This is a genomic window from Nocardioides sp., assembly GCF_044226305.1.
Taxonomy (GTDB): Bacteria; Actinomycetota; Actinomycetes; order Propionibacteriales; family Nocardioidaceae; genus Nocardioides.
Genome location: NZ_JBGAHF010000002.1, coordinates 163,613 through 181,051, shown reverse-complemented (window position 1 = coordinate 181,051; position 17,439 = coordinate 163,613). Strand labels below are relative to the sequence as shown.

Sequence of the window (17,439 nt, the reverse complement as noted above, 5' to 3'; positions counted from 1 at the left end):
GTCCGTGCCGGAGCAGCGATCATGGGCACGTGCACCGGGTCGCGAAGCTCCACGCCGTCGGTGACCTGCGCGTCGAGGACGCAGCCGGCCCGGCGCGCCCGCTCCCGGGCTGGTCGACGGTCGCGGTGACGTCGGTCGGGCTCTGCGGGTCCGACCTGCACTGGTACGCCGAGGGCGGGACCGGCGAGGTGACGCTGGGCGAGCCGGTGGTGCCGGGTCACGAGCTCGCCGGCGTCGCGCTGGACGGGCCGCACGCCGGCCGCCGGGTCGCCGTCGACCCCGCGATCAGCTGCGGGCGCTGCGAGCCCTGCCGCTCCGGCGACCGGAACCTCTGCCCGCAGGTGCGCTTCGCCGGCCACGACGGCGTCGACGGCGGGCTCCAGGAGCGCCTGCTCTGGCCCGACGAGCTGCTGGTGCCGCTGCCCGACGAGCTCAGCGACGACGCCGGTGCGCTCCTCGAGCCGCTCGGCGTCGCCCTGCACGCCGTCCGGCTCGCGCACGTCCGGCCCGGTCACGACGTGCTCGTCGTGGGTGCCGGCCCGATCGGGGTGCTCGCCGGTGCGGTCGCGCGCCGGGCCGGTGCCGCCCGGGTCTTCGTCAGCGAGCCGCTCGAGCACCGTCGGCGTACCGCGCTGCGCCTCGCCGCCGACGCTGCCTGGTCGCCGGAGGAGGCCGTCGAGGGGCTGGTGGCGGCCACCGCGGGTCGGGGCGTCGACGCCGTCGTCGAGATGGCGGGCGCCGACGAGGGCCTCGGGACGGCGGTCGCCTGCGCCCGCCCCGGTGCCCGGGTGGCGCTCGGCGGGATCCCGTCGACACCGATGAGCGCGTTCCCCGCCGCACCCGCCCGCCGCAAGGGGCTCACCTTCGCGATGGTCCGGCGGATGGGCGACACCTACCCCGAGGCGATCCGACTCGCCACCGGCGGCCTCGACCTGGACGCCCTGGTGAGCGACCGGTTCCCGCTGGAACGGGCCGCGGCCGCGTTCGAGCACGCCGTCGGCCGCACCGGGGACAAGACCGTCGTCACCGTCTCCTCGTCCTGACCGTCGCCTGCGGTGCGCCGGCCGCCGCTACGCCTAGGGTGGTGAGCACGCATCCGGACTTCGAGGGGAGTGCACGTGATCACGACGATCGAGAACCTGCCTGCCGGCGTCATCGGGTTGAGGGCCAGCGGCGAGGTCACGGCGGACGACTACCGGGACGTGATGGTCCCGCTGCTGGACGAGGCCCTGAAGCAGGGGGGCGTGCGGCTGCTGTACGTCCTGGACGAGCACACCGAGTTCAGCCCGGGCGCCCTCTTCGCCGACGCGAAGTTCGGTGTCAGCCACCTCAAGGGGTGGGAGCGGCTGGCCGTCGTCTCCGACGCCGACTGGCTGGAGAACAGCATCAAGGCGTTCGGCTGGATGATGCCCGGGGAGATCAGGGTTTTCGACGACGACGACATCGACGAGGCCACGGCGTGGCTCGCCGAACCGTCGCGCGAGACGCCACGCTGAGGGCAGCCCACCGACCGGCCGTGCGTCACCGCTCCTCGCGCGGCGACAACCGCAGGATGCGCGGTTTCGTCCAGTCGTGGTCGTCGACGACGACGTCGGCACGCGGGACCGGGGTGCTCACCCGGTGGTCAGGTCACTCAGGTCGCCCCAGCCCGTGCGGTTGGCGTAGGGGACCAGCACGAGCGCGAGCACGATGAACGGGAGCGCCAGGTTCAGCTCGCTGATCGCCGACGACTGCCACGTCTCGCCGTCGACGAGGCCGCCGACCCGGGCGACGTCGTTCGAGAGGCCGTGCATCACGATCGCCAGCAGCGTCGCCTGTCCGGCGCGGGCCCAGAAGAACGTCATGACCACGGAGATGGCGACGATCTTGACGGTGAAGGCCCCGAGGTAGGCCAGTGCGCCCCAGAGCCCGTAGTCGATGAAGGCGTCGAACTTCACGGGGAAGTGCCACGAGGCCCAGGCCAGGCCCACGATGAGGGACGCGGCCAGCGGCCCGTGCCTGCGGAGCAGGACCGGGAGCGCGAAACCGCGCCAGCCGTTCTCCTCCAGCAGGGCCCCGGCATCGAGGAACATCGCCACCGGCAGGAGCGCGAGCATGCTCCACGAGAAGTGCCAGACGAAGTCCTGGGGCACGAGCGCCCGGTGCAGCAGCCCGCTGGCCAGGTTGCAGGCCGAGAAGACGACGACCACGAGCAACCAGATCCGCAGACCCCGGCGGGCTCCGACCTCCGGCGACCACGGACGGAACCTCCTGCCGACCGCACGCAGCAGGCCGCGACCGCCACGGATCAGTGCCACGACCAGCACGGCGAGGTCCGGTGCCGCGACCTGGGCCAGCGCCAGGCCGACCCCCAGGATCGCGGCCGGGTAGACCACGACCACGCGGAGCGCCGTCACCAGGTCGGAGCCGAAGTCGATGCCTGCCTTCGACAGCCCCGCGTCGATCGACGACTCCGCGCCGCTCACCAGGAACGCGACGCCCAGCACGACCTCGAGCCCCACGGCGATGAGCCAGAAGGTCAGGACCGGACGGCGAGGGAGGACGACCTCGTCGTCGCCGGTCGAGCTGCCACGCTCCGACGAGATGCCCACGTCGCCAGGGTCGCAGCACCGACCTGGTCAGCTCATCCGGCATCACCCTGAGGACCCCCTGGTCTTCGTCCGACCAGGCGTCGGTCTAGTCGATGCACTGGCTCCAGGCGCCCGCTCCCCACCCGCCGTCCCCGGTCCGCCAGACGTCGACCTGGGAGACCCGGTGACCCTCGTGGTCGAGCAGGTCCACGACCCGGACCACCTCCTGGTCACGGCCTCCGACCAGGTCGTCACCCTGCTCCTGGATCCGCACCGCGGCCACGGGACCTCCCTCGCCGCGCACCATCTCCTGGCGCAGGTCGGCCCAGGTCGGAGCGAGCAGCACGTCGGTGTACCGGCTCACGCAGTCGCTGTCGCCCGCCGTCGAGCCGGTGCTGGCGCACGCGCTCACCACGAGCGCCGCGCCCAGGGCAGTCGCGCCCAGGGTGAGGGGCAGTCGGGTCGGCACCGTCATACCCGTGTGACGTGCGCCGTCCTGAGCCGGTTCCGACGGTCGCTCCTCGGCGCGACGCGTGCGGGGTGGGCGGATCGTCGACCGTGCTGAGCCCGGTCGGCTGGAAACCGAGGTGCCGACCTCGGCCGAGCCTCCTAGGTTGAGGCGATGACCTCACGGCTGCTGGCAGTGGCGTTCGGTGCGCTCGACCCGGACCAGACGGCTCGGTTCTGGGCGGCCCTGCTCGACCGCGACGTCGTCGCCGACGCCGACGGCGTGCTGCTGCCCGGCGACGACACCCAGGTCGGACTGCGCTTCTGCCCGACCCGTGCGGAGAAGCGGGAGCCGAACCGGCTCCACCTCCACCTGACGAGCGACGCCTCTGACCAGGGGACGGTCGTGGCGCGGGCGTTGGACCTGGGCGCCCGGCACGTCGACGTCGGTCAGCGGCCCGAGGAGGAACACGTCGTGCTCGGCGACCCCGAGGGCAACGAGCTCTGCGTGATCCCGCCGGAAAGCAGCTTCCTCGCCGGCTGCGGACTGCTCGGTGAGGTCGCGTGCGACGGCACCCGGGAGGTCGGCCTGTTCTGGCGGGACGTGCTCAGCTGGCCCCTGGTGTGGGACGAGGGCGGGGAGACCGCGGTCCAGTCGCCGCACGGGGGCACCAAGATCGCGTGGGGCGGCCCACCGGTGGCGCCGGTGACCGTGCCGGCTCGCCAGTGGTTCGAGCTGCTCGCCGACGGCGACCGTGCCGGTGAGGTCGACCGGCTCCTCTCGCTCGGTGCCGCGCTGGTCAGCGAGCGCGACCTCGGTGTCGTCGTCCTGGCCGACCCCGACGGCAACGAGCTCCGGCTGCGGACCGGGCGGCCGGACGCCTGACCTCGACACCCGCACCTCGGCAGACTCGGTCGTGCCCGAGCGGCCCCGTGGCGGGCGGACGACCGACGCGGGTGACGCCGAGAGCCGTGGGGGAGTGCCTGGCGGTCAGGCCAGGGACGCCGTCATCCGGATCGAGACGAGCAGTCCGGGTATCTCGGCCCCCAGCTTGGCCGCGTAGCGGGCCGGTGGATCGTTCGGGAACCAGCGGGCGTACTCCTCGTTCATGCCGGCGAAGTCGGCCGGGTCGGTGAGCAGCACGCCCACCTCGACGACGTCGTCGAGCGTCGCGCCGGCCTCCCGCAGGATGGCCTCGCAGTTCGCCAACGCCTGACGGGTCTGGGCCTGGATGCTGTCACCGGCCATGCGATCGGTGCCCGGGTCGATGCCGGTGGTTCCCGAGACGAACACCTGGGAGCCGGCTCGGACTCCTTGGCTGAAGAGCGGCGAGCTCGGCGCGTTCGGCGTGCTGATGATCTGGCGGGGCATCTGGGACCTCCTGGTCGATCGTCCCATCGTCGGAAGTGCTGGGGAAGGTCCGCTCCCGCGCCCGGCCCCGTACGCAGGTCAGCGACCGGGCTCGACGCGCCGACCAAGGCCTGATCGCGACCAGTGCCGGATACGGCGGGTGCCCCGGAGGTGACGTCAGCCCGCGCGATGGCGCGAGACCGCGGCCAGGAGGGCGTCGTGGGCCTCGGGGTCGCCGGCGGCCACGATGCCGGGCCCGGTGTGGACGGGGTTGCCGTCGAAGTCGGTGATGACGCAGCCTGCTGCGACACACAGCGCGATCCCGGCGGCGAAGTGGACGCTGTCGCGGTGGAGGCCGTCGGTGACGTACCCGAGCCGCTGGCCGGTGCTGACCCAGGCCAGGGCCAAGGTCGTCGACTCGACCCGGGGGCTGAACCGGGCACGGAGCTCGGGGTCGGCCGCGAGCTGGGCGCCGACGAAACGTCGGTCCAGGGGGCCGTCGGCGTTGACGTCGACGAGACGGGTGGCCGGTCGCTCCGCGGTGGGTCGGCCGAGGGTGCCGAAACGGGTGCCGGCCGCCCAGTACAGCTCGCCGCTCGGCGGATGGGCCACGACGGCGACGGTCGTGGTCCCTGCCTCCCGAAGCGCGACGTTGACCGAGAACGTCGCCGTCCTCGCGGCGAAGTTGAGGGTGCCGCACAGCGGGTCGACCAGCCAGGTGCGGTGCGCGGTCCCGCCCTGGTCGAGGTGGACCTCGCCGAGCTCCTCGCCCACGAACCCGTCCGTCGGCCGAGCGGTCCGGATCACGTCGAGGATGGCGCGCTCGGCGGCCACGTCGGCCGAGGTGGCGAAGTCGATCGCCGTCTTGTGCTCGCGGGACAGCTCCGTCCCGTACATGCGGGAGAGCACGGCAGCGCCCGCGCGGGCCGCGGCCAGCCCCACCTCGAGGTCCTCCGCGACCCGGGATCCTGACTCCACACCCCGATCACACCACGTCCCGGCGAGCGAGGCGTCAGCTCGTGCGGCGTAGTCCTCGGCGCGGATGCGGCCCCGCCCGTCCGCCGCAGCGGTGGACGGCGGGCGGGGTCATGCCTCTGCAGGGGCGGGTGCCCCCGGAGCCTCTCCGGCCGGGCGGCTGATCGGCGTCGAGAGGTCCTGGCCCTCGACGTGGAGCTCGGGGAGGAGGCGGTCCAGCCAGGCGGGGAGCCACCAGTTGCGGTCTCCGAGGAGCTCCATGGTGGCTGGGACCAGCACCATCCGCACGACGGTCGCGTCGATGAGGACGGCGGCGGCGAGGCCGATGCCGAACATCTTCCCGAAGACGTCCTGACCGAGGACGAAGGAGAGGAAGACGGTGACCATGACCGCCGCGCCGGCGGTGATGACCTTGGCGGACTTGGCGAGGCCGTCGGCGACCGCGGTGGCGTTGTCGCGGGTCTTGTCGTACTCCTCCTTGATCCGGGAGATCAGGAACACCTCGTAGTCCATCGAGAGGCCGAACAGGATGGCGAAGATGCCGACCGGGATCAGGATCGGGACGGGGGTCTGCTCGGGGATCCCCACGAGCGTGCCGATCGGGCCGCCGTCGACCGCGAGGGTCAGGACGCCGAACGCGGCGGCGCTGGCGAGGAGGTTCATAATCACGGCCTTGAGGGGGACCAGCACTGACCGGAAGACCAGCATCAGGAGCAGGAACGAGACCAGCAGCACTCCCAGGAAGAAGACCGGCAGGCGGTCCGCGACACCTCGGGTGATGTCGAGGTCCACTGCGGACGCCCCGCCCACGTGGGCGGTGAGGCCGGTGTCGGCGGTGGCGGCGGGGATGGTCGTGTCGCGGAGCGTGTCGATGAGCTGCTCGGTGTCCTGGTCCTGGGGCGAGGTGGTGGCGACCACGGTGATCACTCCGGTGTCGCCGGTCTCGTTGACCAGTACGGGGGAGACCTCGGCCACCCCGTCGACCTCGGCCAGTCGCCGTCCCAGGTCGTCGGCAGCGGTGACGAGCTCAGCGCCTGAGCCTCCCTGGACGGTGACGACCAGAGGTGCGGAGAACCCCGGGCCGAAGCCGTCGGCGAGGAGCTCGTAGGCCCGGTGGGTCGTGTAGCTGGGCGGGTCGTTCTGCGCGTCGGGGAACCCGAACCGGATGCCGAGGAACGGGGCCGCCAGCGCGAGCAGTGCCACGAGGCTCCCGGTTGCGGCGATCAACGGGCGTCGCTGGACCCAACGGCTCCACCGGTACCAGCGGGAGTCGCCGGGCGAACCCGAGGCCCGGCGCAGGCGCGGGACGTGCAGTCGCTCGATGTTGCGTCCGGCGAACCCCAGCAGGGCCGGCAGCAGGGTGAGGGAGGCGGTCATCGTCATGAGCACGGCCAGGGAGACGGTGAAGGCGAACCCGTTCAGGGACTGCTGGCCGACGAGCAGGATGCCGAGCATCGAGACGATCACCACCGTGCCGGCGAACACGACCGACCGACCGGCCGTGGCGATCGCGTTGCGGTTGGCGTGCCGCGGCTCCTGGCCCTCGGCGAGCCCGGAGCGGAAGCGGGTCACGATCAGCAGCGCGTAGTCGATGCCCACCCCGAGACCGACCATGGCCGCCGTCGGCGGCGCCCAGTCGGGCACGTCGACCACGCGCATCAGGAGCTCACCCAGCAGGAGCGCCGTGCCGAGGCCGAAGAGGGCGGTGATGAGGGGAAGACCCATGGCCACCGCCGAGCCGAAGACCAGCAGCAGGATGACGGCCGCTGCGAGCAGGCCGATGCCCTCGCTGCCCACCGGGGCGCTCTGGGAGAGCTTGGCGACGTCGCCGCCGACCTCGACCTGCATGGTCTCGTCGCCTGCGGCCAGCAGGGGGAGGACCAGGTCCTTCGCCTGCTGCGCCGAGAAGTCGGAGTGTGACCGATCGAGGGTGACCACGGCGTAGGCGGTCGTGCCGTCGGCCGAGACCTGGCCAGCTCCCTCGGGCGAGAACGGACTCACCACACCGACCACGTGAGCCTCGTCGGCGACGTCGGCGAAGACCTGCTCGGCGCGCGCCTTCACGGCGGGGGACGAGACGCCGGCGGGCGAGTGGACGACGACCTGGATGTTGTCGCCCGACCGCTGGGGGAAGCTGGTCGCGAGGGTGTCGGCAGCGGTCTTCGACTCCGACCCCGGCTGCAGGTAGTCCTGTTTCAGGTCAGCGCCGAAGGTGCTGGCGAGTGCGAAGGCGCCCAGGAGGGCGATGATCCAGGCGGCCACCACCACACGGCGGCGGCGGTAGCAGAGGTCGGCGAGTCGAACGAGCATGAGCACTCCCAAGAGCGGGCGGGCGCGATGAGCATGAGCCCGCGCGCAGCGGGCAGGTCAACGCCGTGGCGCCGCCCCGACGAAGCGGGGACTTCCCGAGAGAGGGACGCTGAGTTCGCGACCGCTGTGCTCGACTCTCCTCGTCATCCCCGTGCCGCGCCAGCCCTGTTGCCATTCCTGGGAACGACGCGCACGAGGGCCCCGGCGACGCGGGCTCGGCCGGGGTTCGCTCCCACCGTCGGGGTCCCGGCGGAGGTACGACGGATCCTCAGATGGACAGGCCGGCAATCAGCCCGTCGACCACCGTGAACTGTTGGGCCAGGTCGACGACCCCGCCGGGGAAGTCGCCCTCCAGGTGGGTGGAGACGACGTACTCACCATCAGCGACCTGCTCGACCTCGGTGATCTCGGTCGTGTAGGTGAACCGGGAGGCCGTGCCCTCCCTCCACCGGCGGATCTCCGCGACACCGTGGTAGTCCCGCTGCTCGTCGTGGACGTGTGCGTCGGTCGTGAAGCAGGCGACCACGGTGTCGGTGTCGCCGACCGCTGCCGCCTCGTAGTAGCGGTCGATGACGTCAGGGATCGTTGTCATGCGGAGGAACCTAGCCACGCACACCGACATCAGTCGTGGGCGTCCGGACGACCGGACCCGGATGGGACGATGGCTCAGCGACCGACGTCGAGGTGCACGAGTCGCGCACGGCGAGGCGGTCGGTCCGGTGCTCGACCCTCGGCATGATCGGACGCCCCGGTCGCGGCAGATGAGTGCGGCTGCTCGACCTCCGGGCAGGACGCCATACGGACGGAGTCGACGGGCGCTCCGTCCCGTATGACGTCTCTGCGCCCGTCTCTCTCACCGGCCGCACAGTGCCGCTGGTCAGCAGGTGCCGCTAGTGGCTGATCCATCTGGCGGAGAAGGCGACATCTCCCAAACTGCTCGTGCTGATGCTCCAGTGACCGTTGACATGGGTGTCCGTCGTCCAGTGCCCGCGCGTGCAGTGGTTGTTGTGGCAAGTGCGATGCCACATGGCGCCCTGAACCTCGGCGGGCGGGAAGTTGGTGTGCTCGACCCGGAAGTTGACGACCCGGCCGTGGGAGCCGTAGTAGAACTTGATGTGCCGGTGATGGGTGTCGCGGCCCTCGTAGTGACCGATCTTCGGAAGCACGTCGATCCGAGCGCTAGGCGTCGAACGGGTCGCGTCCGCCGCCACGGGGGCGAGCGAGATCGCGACCGCAGCCAGGACCACCAGGAAGGCGGCGAAGCGGGTGCGGATGCTCATGATCGGCACCCTAGGAACCTCAGTTGGGCCGGGCCCATGACCCGAGAAGGTCAAATCCGCTCTGGGGGTGCAGACCCCCAACGGGCCCGACCGTTCAACATCGGCATGATCGGACGCTGGGTCGCGGCAGATGCGGTAGGTCGGCTCGGCGCGTGGCGGGAGTTTCGGTCTGCGAGTCAGGCGATGCGCACGCCTCGAAGACGGGACCGGCCGACGATCACCGCCGACACCGCGGACAAGGCGGCTGCGCCAAGCAGAGCCGATCGCTCGTCGGACACGGTCAGAACTGTCCCGCCGAGGACGGCACCGAGTGCGCCGGCCGAGCGGTTCACCGAGCGTCTCGTTGCGTTCGCCCGCCCGAGCAACCTGTCGGGGGTGACGGTCTGCCAGTATCCGGTGTCGTTGGCGTTCTCAACGCCCATGGCGAGGCCCTGGAGCACCATGGCCCCGCCGAGTAGCACCACGCCAGCGGGAACAGCCGGGGCCGCAGCGACCAGGATCCAGCCGAACGGGTAGACTGATCGTGTCGCGATCGCAGGTCCGGTGCCGAGTCGGCGTCCGACGGTCGGCGCGATCGTGGCGCCGACGAGACTGGCGACGCCACTAGTGGCTACCAGCATCCCGAACACCAGCGCCGACAGACCCATCACCCGCAGCACGAGGACCGTCAGTGCCGTGAACCCTGCCGCGTTGGCGACGAACCAGACATGGGTCGACACCGCCAGTGGAGCCAGAGTGGGGTGACGGTAGGTCCAGCTCAACCCCTCCCGAATCTCCCGTCCCAGGTGCCGCTGCACGGGACGTGGGGCAGATGACTCATCGACCTGGAGTCCGGCATTGAGCACGGCGTCGAGGAGATAGCTCACCGCATCGACCGCAATCGGGACGGGCGCACCCAGGAGACCGACCAGACCGCCACCCAGTGCCGGACCGAGGGTCTGCGCGGCAGCGTCGCTCTGGTCGAGCCGGGCGTTTGCCGGGACCAGCTGGTCCCGAGGAACCAAGCGCGGCAGCAGTGACTGCGTGGCGGCGAAGGCGAACACCGAGAACGCGCCGAACGCCAGCAGCAGCACCACCAGCGTCCATACCTCCAACTCGTTGAAAGCCCACAGCACCGGCAGCGCCCCGAGCGTTGCCGCTCGTCCCAGGCTGCTCCACACCAAGATGCGCTGCCGCCGCCAGCGATCGGCGTACACCCCAGCGACGAGCCCGAGAACCGCATAGGGGACGAACTGCGCGGCGTTGACGACTCCGACAGAGAACGACGATGCGTCCAGTTCGTGGATGACGAGCACCGGCATTGCCACCGTCGTGACCGCAGTGCCGAACGAGCTGATCGTCGCCGCCGCCCAGTAGCGGCCGAACGGGGCGTCCGCCACTACATCTCCTGTCACCGGTGATCGGCTGCCATCCCATCACAGTCAGTCATGACGGCGAATCTCCCATGCACCACCACCGCCCGGACGCCCGCAGACTCACGGCACGAGATCGCCTTCCGCGGGGCACGGGGGAGCCACCCAGCCAGATCCGGTGGATCGAGGCCCGCGCATACGGGCGGCGGGCAAGCTCACCGCACAGATCTCCGGGGCCGGAGCGTGGAGGCCAGCCACGGCCGGACCTGGTCGAGCTACGTCCGTGGGTGGTAGCCGGGCTTCGTGGGCTGGTGCCGGTGGTGGAGGTGGTGGTGGCGGGGGCAGAGGAGTCGTCCGTTGGCGAGGTCGGTGGGGCCGCCGTTGGACCATTCGAGGTCGTGGTGGGCGTGGCAGCGCCACGGTGGTGCGTCGCAGCCGGGTTCGGTGCAGCCACCGTCGCGGAGCGCGAGGGCGAGGTGCTGGGCGGCGGTGAACAGGCGGGTCTGGTGGCCGAGGTCGAGGACCTCGGAGCGGGTGCCGAGCACGGCGGGGATGATCGCGGCCTGACAGGCCAGCCGGCGGGCCTCGCCGGCGGAGATCCGGTGGCCGGTGTCGAGGATGACCCCGGCGGTCTCGAGCTGCCCGACCAGCGTCTCGTAGGAGAGGGTGACCACGACGGTCGCGTTGGTGCCGCCCGTCTTCGGCAGGCTCGTGGCGGGCAGGTGTTCGAGGAGCTCGCAGAACGCCCTGCCGAGCCGCTCCGGCGTGGGCCGGCCGGCGGTCTGCTTGGCGACCTCGGCTCCGTCGGTGGCGGCGCGGTGGTTCGGGGCGGCGAACGCGGTGACGGCCTTGAGGAACATCGCGCCGTGCAGGTGTGGCAGCACGAACGACCCGACCAGGCGGCCGTGGTCGTCGAACCGGGCCCGGAGCCGGCACGCCGCCAACGCGTCGGCCTCCTCGCGTTCGAGCAGCGCGGCTTCGTGGGCGTCGACCAGGTCCGGGGCGATCACCTCGAGCAGCCGGCGGCCCAGGATCCGCAGAGCGCCGGCGTGGTGGTCGGCGGCGAGCCCCACCAGGTGGTCCTCCGCCTCGAGGGTGAGCTCGGGTCCGATGGAGTCGGGGAGCTCGTCGACGGCGTGCACGACCACCCGCGCCTGCTCCAGGTTCAGGTCCCCGGCCGCCAGAGCATCGGCGGTGTGGGGGTGCGCCTCCAGCGCCTGGGCGAGCTTCACCTGGCTCTTGGCGGTCCGGGGGGTCTGCCGGGTCGCGTGGGCCCAGGCGGCGGTGGCGTCCCGGGTGTCCACCTGGACCGCGTGTCCGGCGACGCGGAGCTTCAGTGCGGCGACCTGGGCCTCGAGGCGGGTCAGCTCGACCAGCGTCGTGTGCGCCTCCTCGGCGTCCAGGGACCACACCGACGCATCCGCCACCGAGTCCGCCACCGACCGCATCTGGACGGTCGCGGCGGTGACCCGGTGCCTCGGTGTGGCCATCGCTGTCATAGATCAATGACAGCACTGACCACCGACAGTCAGGGCCGAGAATCCCCTGTGTGCACAGGGGATCCGGTCACGATCGGGTCACGATCGACGGGTGTTCTCCACCGCCCGGACCGGGCCTGTGGAGAGGATGGCCGCTGGCTCGGCCCACGTGGCGTGCGTTCAGGCCTGGAGCTCACCGACCGGGACGGCCGTGTCCACGGTGTTGCCGGGCGGGGCGAGGGGGCAGGCCCAGGCCGGGTCGTAGGCGCACGACGGTGCGTAGGCGAAGTTGAGGTCGACCACCAGCCGGCCGTCGGCGCCGCCGAGGTCGGCACCCTTCACCGTGTCGAGCAGGTAGCGGCCGCCGCCGTAGCCGCCGCCGGGCCGACCGCTACCGCCGTCGCGGAGCGGGACGAACACCCCGCCGCCGTACGACCGCAGCCGCCACACGTCGAGGTCACCGACGCCGGGCAGGGAGACGACGCCGAGCCGCTCGAAGGGCACCACCCCGTCGGTCCCGGTCTGCACGTCCCACGGCTCCGGGTCGGTGGCGCGGACCTCGACGTCGAACCGCCAGGCCGGGTCGTACGGCGCCACCGTCAGTCCCGCGAACCCGGCTCGCTGCTCGGGGAGGAGCGGGCTGGCCGGATGCTCGGCGAACAGCCGGTCCCGCTCCCGGCGCCACAGCCCGTGGGCGGTGGCGGGGTCGGGCTCGGTCCGCACCGCGGCGTAGATCGCGAACACCTGGCGGCGCCAGTCGACGACGTCGAGGGGAGTCATGCGTCGAACCTACGCACCGATCGGTTCCTCGCCCGAGGGGTGGTCCTCCTCCGCCTGCTCGCGGCGTCGCCGGCGCACGTGCCAGACGACGAGCGCGGTGACGACGATCAGGCCGACCAGGACCGCCGCGCCCTCGCCGATCGCGGAGGCGACCTTCTGGTAGGACGCGCCGGCGAAGTAGCCGACCAGGCAGAACGTGACGCCCCAGGCGATGCCGCCGAGCGCGTTCCACAGCAGGAACGTGCGGTAGTGCAGCCTGCTGAGCCCGGCGATGCCCGGCATGACTGCCCGGAAGAACGCCGTCCACCGGCCGAGGAAGACCGCCGGGCCACCGCGGCGCCGCAGCATGGCCTGCGCGGCCTCGATCCGGTCCCCGTGCCTGCGGAGGGGTCGGAGACGCAGGATGCGCGGGCCGAAGTGCTTGCCCACCTCGTAGCCGACGCTGTCCCCGAGGATCGCGCTGACCACGACGACCACGATCAACGTGGTGATGTCGAGGTGGCCCTGGCTCGCCATGAAGCCGCCGAGGAGCACCGCCGTCTCACCGGGGACGACGAACCCCAGGAAGACCGCCGCCTCGCCGAAGACCAGCAGCGCGATGATCGCGTAGGCCAGGCCGGGCGGGACCGCGCGGATCGCGTCCAGCACGGCGTTCACCACGCAGTGAACGTACTCCCGCCGACCTGCCGCTCACCTGACCGGCCGCTCACGATGCGCCCTGGTGCCGCCTGCGGCGCACGACCGCCGTCAGCGCACCGGCGGTGGCGACCAGCCAGACGGCGGCGAGCACGGCGGCCAGGTCGCTGCTGCCGTGGTTCGGGTAGTCGCCGGTCGACCGCGGCGGGAGCATGTGCTGCTCGCCGCCGTCGCGCTGGTGCACGACGGCGGTGGTGTGCATGGTGACGTGGGTGACGACCGCACCGACCGGGTTCCCGGTGAGCACGGTCGGCACGTTGGCGGCCACGGCGCCGATCTCGGGGTAGCGCAGGGTGTCGCCGCGGAACTCGGAGTAGCCGAGGTGGTAGGTCGCGGTCACGAACATGGACAGCACGAGCGCCAGCCCGGCGAAGGCCGCCTTCCGGGCGAAGGTACGCCGGTCGCCGTGCAGCAGCAGGAAGGCGACGGCAGCGGGGAGGACGAACAGGGTCAGCGCGTCGACCGTGCCGTAGACCAGCCCGCGCCAGACGACCTCGAACCCGAGGTGCCAGCCGGCAGCGTGGGCCGTCCCGGTCTGCTGGAGGATGCCGAGGGCCAGCGCTGCGCCGACCGCGGCGCCGAGCACGACGCTCTGCCACCGGTGCAGACGCCACAGGTCCGCGAGCTCCTCGGCATACCGCGTCACGAACGCCACGAAGAACACGACCGCGACGGTGAAGTAGCCGAGGTAGTAGAGGTCGGGCTGGAGCCCGAGCAGGTCGGTGCCGACCGCGGGGACCAGGAAGAAGAGCGCCGCTGCTGCGAGGTACCAGAGCCACACCCTGCCGGCAGCGGGGCCCTCCTCGTGCATCCGTGTCGGCTCGGTCCGGTGCAGGTGCGCCGTGCTCATCGCGCTCATCTCCTCCCGGTCCATGCTGTCGCGGACGCCGGCCGGGAAGGTAGGGCCGGACGTCACGAGCCGGCGGCCGTCGCGCGCGACCCGTCAGGCCGGTCGGAGCGCGACGAACGGCCGGGTCCGCACGAACGCCCTCAGCGCGTCGTCGGTGCCGAGGTCGCCCCAGCCGAGCACCCGGCTCATCAGCCGGAGGCGGTAGCGGTGGCGGCGGCGGAAGTCGGCGGCGACGGCGACCGCCTCGTCCTCGGTCAGGAACCGGTGTCGCGGCGTGAACGAGTCGCTGCCGACGTCCACGCGGACGGCCGGCCCGGCCCGGAGGTTGCGGACCCAGTCGGCGTCGGCGCCCCACGCCGAGCAGACGACCACCTCACGCGAGGCCGCGTCGGAGGCCAGCACCATGGCGACGGTCGAGTACAGCCGCCCGCTCCGCCGCCCAGGGTGGACGAGCCGCAGGAACGTGCGCCCCAGGAGCCGGCCCCAGCCGCGCTCGTACAGGCGCACCGGCAGCCGGAAGACGGCCAGCGCGACTCGGCCCGGGGTGCGCACGCCCAGGAGCCGTCGCTGCTCGTGCCCGGCCGGGCGCTGGTGTGCCACGGGTCCCCCTCGCCGCCTGCTTCCACTCCAGTCAAGCCGCACGGTCCGCGTCCCGGCAGGGCCGATGGACCCGGGTGCCAGGAGACGCATGATCGGCACCGGCGACGGGCACGGGCGTCCATGCGTCTCCTGATGGCCGGCGTGCTGGCCGCCTCCCTCGCCGGGCTGACCACCGCCGGGCTCGCCCCGACCGCCTCCGCCGCACCGACGGCACCGACCGCCTCCGGGGGGTCCGCCTGGCAGCTGGCCACGAGCTCCGCGTCCGACGCCGCCGCGGCGCCCGCCTACGTCGGGAACGGGTACGTCGGCACGCGGGTGCCGGCGTCCGGGGCCGGGTACGCCGAGACGCCGATCGCCACCGAGACGCACGTCGCCGGGGTCTACGCCGACGTGCCCGACCCGATCACCGGGGGAGTCCAGCACCAGGGATCGGTCAACCTGCCCGGGTGGACCCAGCTCGACGCGCTCGCGGGCGGCCGGGTCCTCGACGCCGCCGACGGCCGCGGCTACCGGCAGGTGCTGGACCTGCGGCACGGGACGGTCACCACGAGCGCGACGGTGACCGGCGGCGGCCGCAGCACCCGGCTGACCTACGAGGTGCTCTCGACCGCGGCCACGCCCGCACCGGGCTGGTCTCGCTCGAGGTCCGCCCGCAGTGGAGCGGCCGGCTCCAGGTGCGCGACGTCCTCGGTGCGGGCGCCGACCTGACCCCGGGCGCCCTCTCCAGGGTGCGGGCGTCCGCCGGGCGGGCGCTCACCGAGCTCGCCGTGCGGGCCAAGGGCACCGGGACCGTCGTCGCCGAGGCCGCACGGCTCCAGGTGCCGGCGGGGACGCGCGTCGCGGCGTCGTCGGCCGGCATGTCGGTGCGGCGGACCGCGACGGTCGATGTGCGCGCCGGGCGGACCTACCGCTTCACGAAGGTGGTCGGCTTCGCCACCTCCGAGGACGCGCACCAGCCGATGGGGGCCGCCCGCCGGGCGTCGGGGCTCGCACCGCGGGCGGTCGTGCGCGGCAACGCCACCGCGTGGCGCGCCGAGTGGCGCCACGACGTCGTCGTCCCGGGCCAGCCCGAGCTCCAGCGCCGGGTCCGGGCCGCCATGTTCTACCTCCTCGCCAGCTCGCGGCCCGACGTGGACGCGAGCATCAGCCCGGTCGGCCTCTCCGCCGGCGGCTACAACGACCACGTGTTCTGGGACGCCGAGACGTGGATGTACCCCGCCCTGCTCGCGCAGCACCCCGACGAGGCGAGCACCGTCGTGGACTACCGCTACCGCACCCGGGCCGGCGCGGCGCGCAACGCGGCGAGCACCGGCTACGACGGGATGCGGTTCGCCTGGGAGAGCGCCCGGACCGGTGACGAGGTGACACCCACCTGGGCGGAGACCGGTCGCCTGGAGCAGCACGTGACCGCCGACGTGGCGCTGGCCCAGTGGCAGTACTACCTCGCCACCGGCGACGAGGACTGGCTGCGGACGCGGGGCTGGCCGGTGCTCCGCGGGGCGGCGCAGTTCTGGGCGAGCCGCGCCGAGCAGGGTCCCGGCGGCTACCACATCACCGACGTCGAGGGCCCCGACGAGGAGAACTGGCCGGTCGACGACGAGGTCTACACCAACGCCACCGCGGCCACCACGCTCCGGCTCGCCGGGAAGGCGGCGGCGGTGCTCGGGGAGGCCACGCCGCCGCAGTGGGCGACCGTCGCCGACGGGCTCGTGGTGCAGCCGCCGCAGCAGCTCGGCGGCATCCCCGGCGTACGCCCCGAGTTCGAGGGGTACGCCGAGCAGCAGGTCAAGCAGGCCGACGCGGTGCTGCTGACCTACCCCTGGGAGTACCCGCAGCCCGCGGGGGTCGACCGCGGCAACCTCGACTACTACGCGCTGCACTACGACCCGGACGGTCCGGCCATGACGGACTCGGTGAACAGCATCGTGTCGGCCCAGCTCGGCCAGGGGTGCGCGGACTGGACCTACACCCGGCGCAGCGTCGACCCGTTCGTGAAGGCGCCCTTCGAGCAGTTCACCGAGGCGCGCAGCGGCCAGGGCGTGTTCACGTTCCTGACCGGGGAGGGCGGGTTCCTCCAGGAGTTCCTCTACGGCTACTCCGGGCTGCGGTGGCGGGCCGACGGGATCGCGCTCGACCCGACGCTGCCGCCGGCGCTCGCCGACGGGCTCCGGCTGAGCGGGCTCCAGTGGCACGGCCGGACCTTCGACGTCGACCTGGGCTCGAGCGGCACCACGGTCACCCTGCGGCGGGGCGAGGCGATGCAGGTTCACGCACCCGGCGGCACCCAACAGCTCTCCCCGGGCGAGCCGCTGGTCGTCCCGACCCGCTGGCCGCACGCGGGCAGCGACGACCTGGCGCTGTGCCGCCCCGCCACCGCCCACGTCACGACCGCCGACCCGAGCGCACCGCCCGAGGCGGCGGTGGACGGCAGCCCCGCGACCGCGTGGGGACCGGCCTCCGACCCCGCGACGCCGAGCACCTACACCGTCCGGCTCGACGGCGTGCAGACGGTCGACCACGCCACCTTGAGCTGGCTGGTCCGACCGCTGGCGACCTACGAGGTCCAGGTGCACGGGACCGGCGGCTGGCAGACGGTTGCCGAGGTCGCGAGCTCGCCATCCGACACCGACGAGGTCCCGTTCGCCGCGACGTCCGGCGACGCCGTACGCCTCAGGCTGCCGCCGACCCGCCGCGGCGCCGAGAACCCACGCCTCGCGGAGCTCGCGCTGACGGGGTGAGGTGCTGGACGA

18 protein-coding genes are annotated in these 17,439 nt (G+C 72.8%); 5 read left to right on the top strand and 13 right to left on the bottom strand.

Features of this window, described 5'->3' with window-relative positions:
* The first annotated feature begins 29 nt into the window (after nucleotides 1-29).
* Entirely contained in the window at nucleotides 30-1,043 is a 1,014-nt protein-coding gene (locus ACILQ5_RS02950) for a zinc-binding dehydrogenase (protein WP_395656479.1), read from the top strand.
* A 75-nt stretch (nucleotides 1,044-1,118) separates the two neighbouring features.
* Nucleotides 1,119-1,496, top strand: coding sequence for an STAS/SEC14 domain-containing protein (locus ACILQ5_RS02945; RefSeq protein ID WP_395656478.1), 378 nt, complete (start codon nucleotides 1,119-1,121; stop codon nucleotides 1,494-1,496).
* A gap of 117 nt (nucleotides 1,497-1,613) precedes the next feature.
* On the opposite strand, the gene ACILQ5_RS02940 is transcribed toward ACILQ5_RS02945, so the two are convergent.
* Both ACILQ5_RS02940 and ACILQ5_RS02935 read right to left on the bottom strand, forming a co-directional pair.
* Nucleotides 1,614-2,591 (bottom strand): type II CAAX prenyl endopeptidase Rce1 family protein, encoded by a 978-nt coding sequence (locus tag ACILQ5_RS02940; protein WP_395656477.1) that lies wholly within the window; start codon nucleotides 2,589-2,591, stop codon nucleotides 1,614-1,616.
* Nucleotides 2,592-2,676: 85 nt separating this feature from the next.
* Nucleotides 2,677-3,039 carry a hypothetical protein gene (locus ACILQ5_RS02935; protein WP_395656476.1) on the bottom strand — a complete coding sequence of 121 codons (363 nt, stop codon included), beginning with the start codon at nucleotides 3,037-3,039 and terminating at the stop codon, nucleotides 2,677-2,679.
* 153 nt (nucleotides 3,040-3,192) lie between these two features.
* On the opposite strand from ACILQ5_RS02935, the gene ACILQ5_RS02930 reads away from it, so the two are divergent.
* Nucleotides 3,193-3,903 (top strand): VOC family protein, encoded by a 711-nt coding sequence (locus ACILQ5_RS02930; protein ID WP_395656475.1) that lies wholly within the window; start codon nucleotides 3,193-3,195, stop codon nucleotides 3,901-3,903.
* Between the two features lie 105 nt (nucleotides 3,904-4,008).
* Here the strand turns inward: ACILQ5_RS02930 and ACILQ5_RS02925 are convergent, their stop codons facing one another.
* From ACILQ5_RS02925 to ACILQ5_RS02875, 11 genes are all read right to left on the bottom strand, one after another.
* Entirely contained in the window at nucleotides 4,009-4,389 is a 381-nt protein-coding gene (locus tag ACILQ5_RS02925) for a RidA family protein (protein WP_395656474.1), read from the bottom strand.
* A gap of 156 nt (nucleotides 4,390-4,545) precedes the next feature.
* Nucleotides 4,546-5,346: an inositol monophosphatase family protein gene (locus ACILQ5_RS02920; RefSeq protein WP_395656473.1), complete on the bottom strand. Its 801-nt coding sequence runs from the start codon at nucleotides 5,344-5,346 to the stop codon at nucleotides 4,546-4,548.
* Between the two features lie 108 nt (nucleotides 5,347-5,454).
* Complete coding sequence (locus tag ACILQ5_RS02915; RefSeq protein WP_395656472.1) at nucleotides 5,455-7,653, bottom strand: MMPL family transporter; 2,199 nt, start codon at nucleotides 7,651-7,653, stop codon at nucleotides 5,455-5,457.
* Nucleotides 7,654-7,921: 268 nt separating this feature from the next.
* On the bottom strand, nucleotides 7,922-8,245 hold the full coding sequence (locus tag ACILQ5_RS02910) for a nuclear transport factor 2 family protein (RefSeq protein WP_395656471.1): 324 nt from the start codon (nucleotides 8,243-8,245) through the stop codon (nucleotides 7,922-7,924).
* Between the two features lie 298 nt (nucleotides 8,246-8,543).
* On the bottom strand, nucleotides 8,544-8,933 hold the full coding sequence (locus ACILQ5_RS02905; protein ID WP_395656470.1) for a hypothetical protein: 390 nt from the start codon (nucleotides 8,931-8,933) through the stop codon (nucleotides 8,544-8,546).
* Between the two features lie 176 nt (nucleotides 8,934-9,109).
* A complete protein-coding gene (locus tag ACILQ5_RS02900; RefSeq protein ID WP_395656469.1) occupies nucleotides 9,110-10,312 on the bottom strand; it encodes an MFS transporter in 1,203 nt (400 codons plus the stop codon).
* Between the two features lie 248 nt (nucleotides 10,313-10,560).
* Nucleotides 10,561-11,775 carry a DUF222 domain-containing protein gene (locus tag ACILQ5_RS02895; RefSeq protein ID WP_395656468.1) on the bottom strand — a complete coding sequence of 405 codons (1,215 nt, stop codon included), beginning with the start codon at nucleotides 11,773-11,775 and terminating at the stop codon, nucleotides 10,561-10,563.
* Nucleotides 11,776-11,943: 168 nt separating this feature from the next.
* The gene (locus ACILQ5_RS02890) at nucleotides 11,944-12,543 is read right to left on the bottom strand and encodes a DUF1684 domain-containing protein (RefSeq protein ID WP_395656467.1); all 600 of its coding nucleotides are present in this window, start codon (nucleotides 12,541-12,543) and stop codon (nucleotides 11,944-11,946) included.
* A gap of 9 nt (nucleotides 12,544-12,552) precedes the next feature.
* Nucleotides 12,553-13,203, bottom strand: a complete 651-nt coding sequence (locus ACILQ5_RS02885; RefSeq protein WP_395656466.1) for a DedA family protein — start codon at nucleotides 13,201-13,203, stop codon at nucleotides 12,553-12,555.
* Between the two features lie 46 nt (nucleotides 13,204-13,249).
* On the bottom strand, nucleotides 13,250-14,155 hold the full coding sequence (locus tag ACILQ5_RS02880) for a hypothetical protein (protein WP_395656465.1): 906 nt from the start codon (nucleotides 14,153-14,155) through the stop codon (nucleotides 13,250-13,252).
* 27 nt (nucleotides 14,156-14,182) lie between these two features.
* Complete coding sequence (locus ACILQ5_RS02875; protein WP_395656464.1) at nucleotides 14,183-14,689, bottom strand: nitroreductase family deazaflavin-dependent oxidoreductase; 507 nt, start codon at nucleotides 14,687-14,689, stop codon at nucleotides 14,183-14,185.
* A 120-nt stretch (nucleotides 14,690-14,809) separates the two neighbouring features.
* Here ACILQ5_RS02875 and ACILQ5_RS02870 point away from each other — a divergent pair, with 120 nt between their 5' ends.
* Together ACILQ5_RS02870 and ACILQ5_RS02865 are read left to right on the top strand one after the other, a co-directional pair.
* Entirely contained in the window at nucleotides 14,810-15,397 is a 588-nt protein-coding gene (locus tag ACILQ5_RS02870) for a hypothetical protein (RefSeq protein ID WP_395656463.1), read from the top strand.
* On the top strand, nucleotides 15,364-17,427 hold the full coding sequence (locus ACILQ5_RS02865; RefSeq protein WP_395656462.1) for a glycosyl hydrolase family 65 protein: 2,064 nt from the start codon (nucleotides 15,364-15,366) through the stop codon (nucleotides 17,425-17,427). Before ACILQ5_RS02870 ends, ACILQ5_RS02865 begins: the two co-directional genes overlap by 34 nt.
* The last annotated feature ends 12 nt before the right edge of the window (nucleotides 17,428-17,439 follow it).

Excerpts from the sequence above, each read along its gene's own strand:
- ACILQ5_RS02890 (WP_395656467.1), bottom strand. The coding sequence starts at position 12,543 with ATGACTCCCCTCGACGTCGTCGACTGGCGCCGCCAGGTGTTCGCGATC.
- ACILQ5_RS02925 (WP_395656474.1), bottom strand. The coding sequence starts at position 4,389 with ATGCCCCGCCAGATCATCAGCACGCCGAACGCGCCGAGCTCGCCGCTC.
- ACILQ5_RS02930 (WP_395656475.1), top strand. The coding sequence starts at position 3,193 with ATGACCTCACGGCTGCTGGCAGTGGCGTTCGGTGCGCTCGACCCGGAC.
- ACILQ5_RS02905 (WP_395656470.1), bottom strand. The coding sequence starts at position 8,933 with ATGAGCATCCGCACCCGCTTCGCCGCCTTCCTGGTGGTCCTGGCTGCG.
- ACILQ5_RS02915 (WP_395656472.1), bottom strand. The coding sequence starts at position 7,653 with ATGCTCGTTCGACTCGCCGACCTCTGCTACCGCCGCCGCCGTGTGGTG.
- ACILQ5_RS02870 (WP_395656463.1), top strand. The coding sequence starts at position 14,810 with ATGCGTCTCCTGATGGCCGGCGTGCTGGCCGCCTCCCTCGCCGGGCTG.
- ACILQ5_RS02910 (WP_395656471.1), bottom strand. The coding sequence starts at position 8,245 with ATGACAACGATCCCTGACGTCATCGACCGCTACTACGAGGCGGCAGCG.
- ACILQ5_RS02895 (WP_395656468.1), bottom strand. The coding sequence starts at position 11,775 with ATGGCCACACCGAGGCACCGGGTCACCGCCGCGACCGTCCAGATGCGG.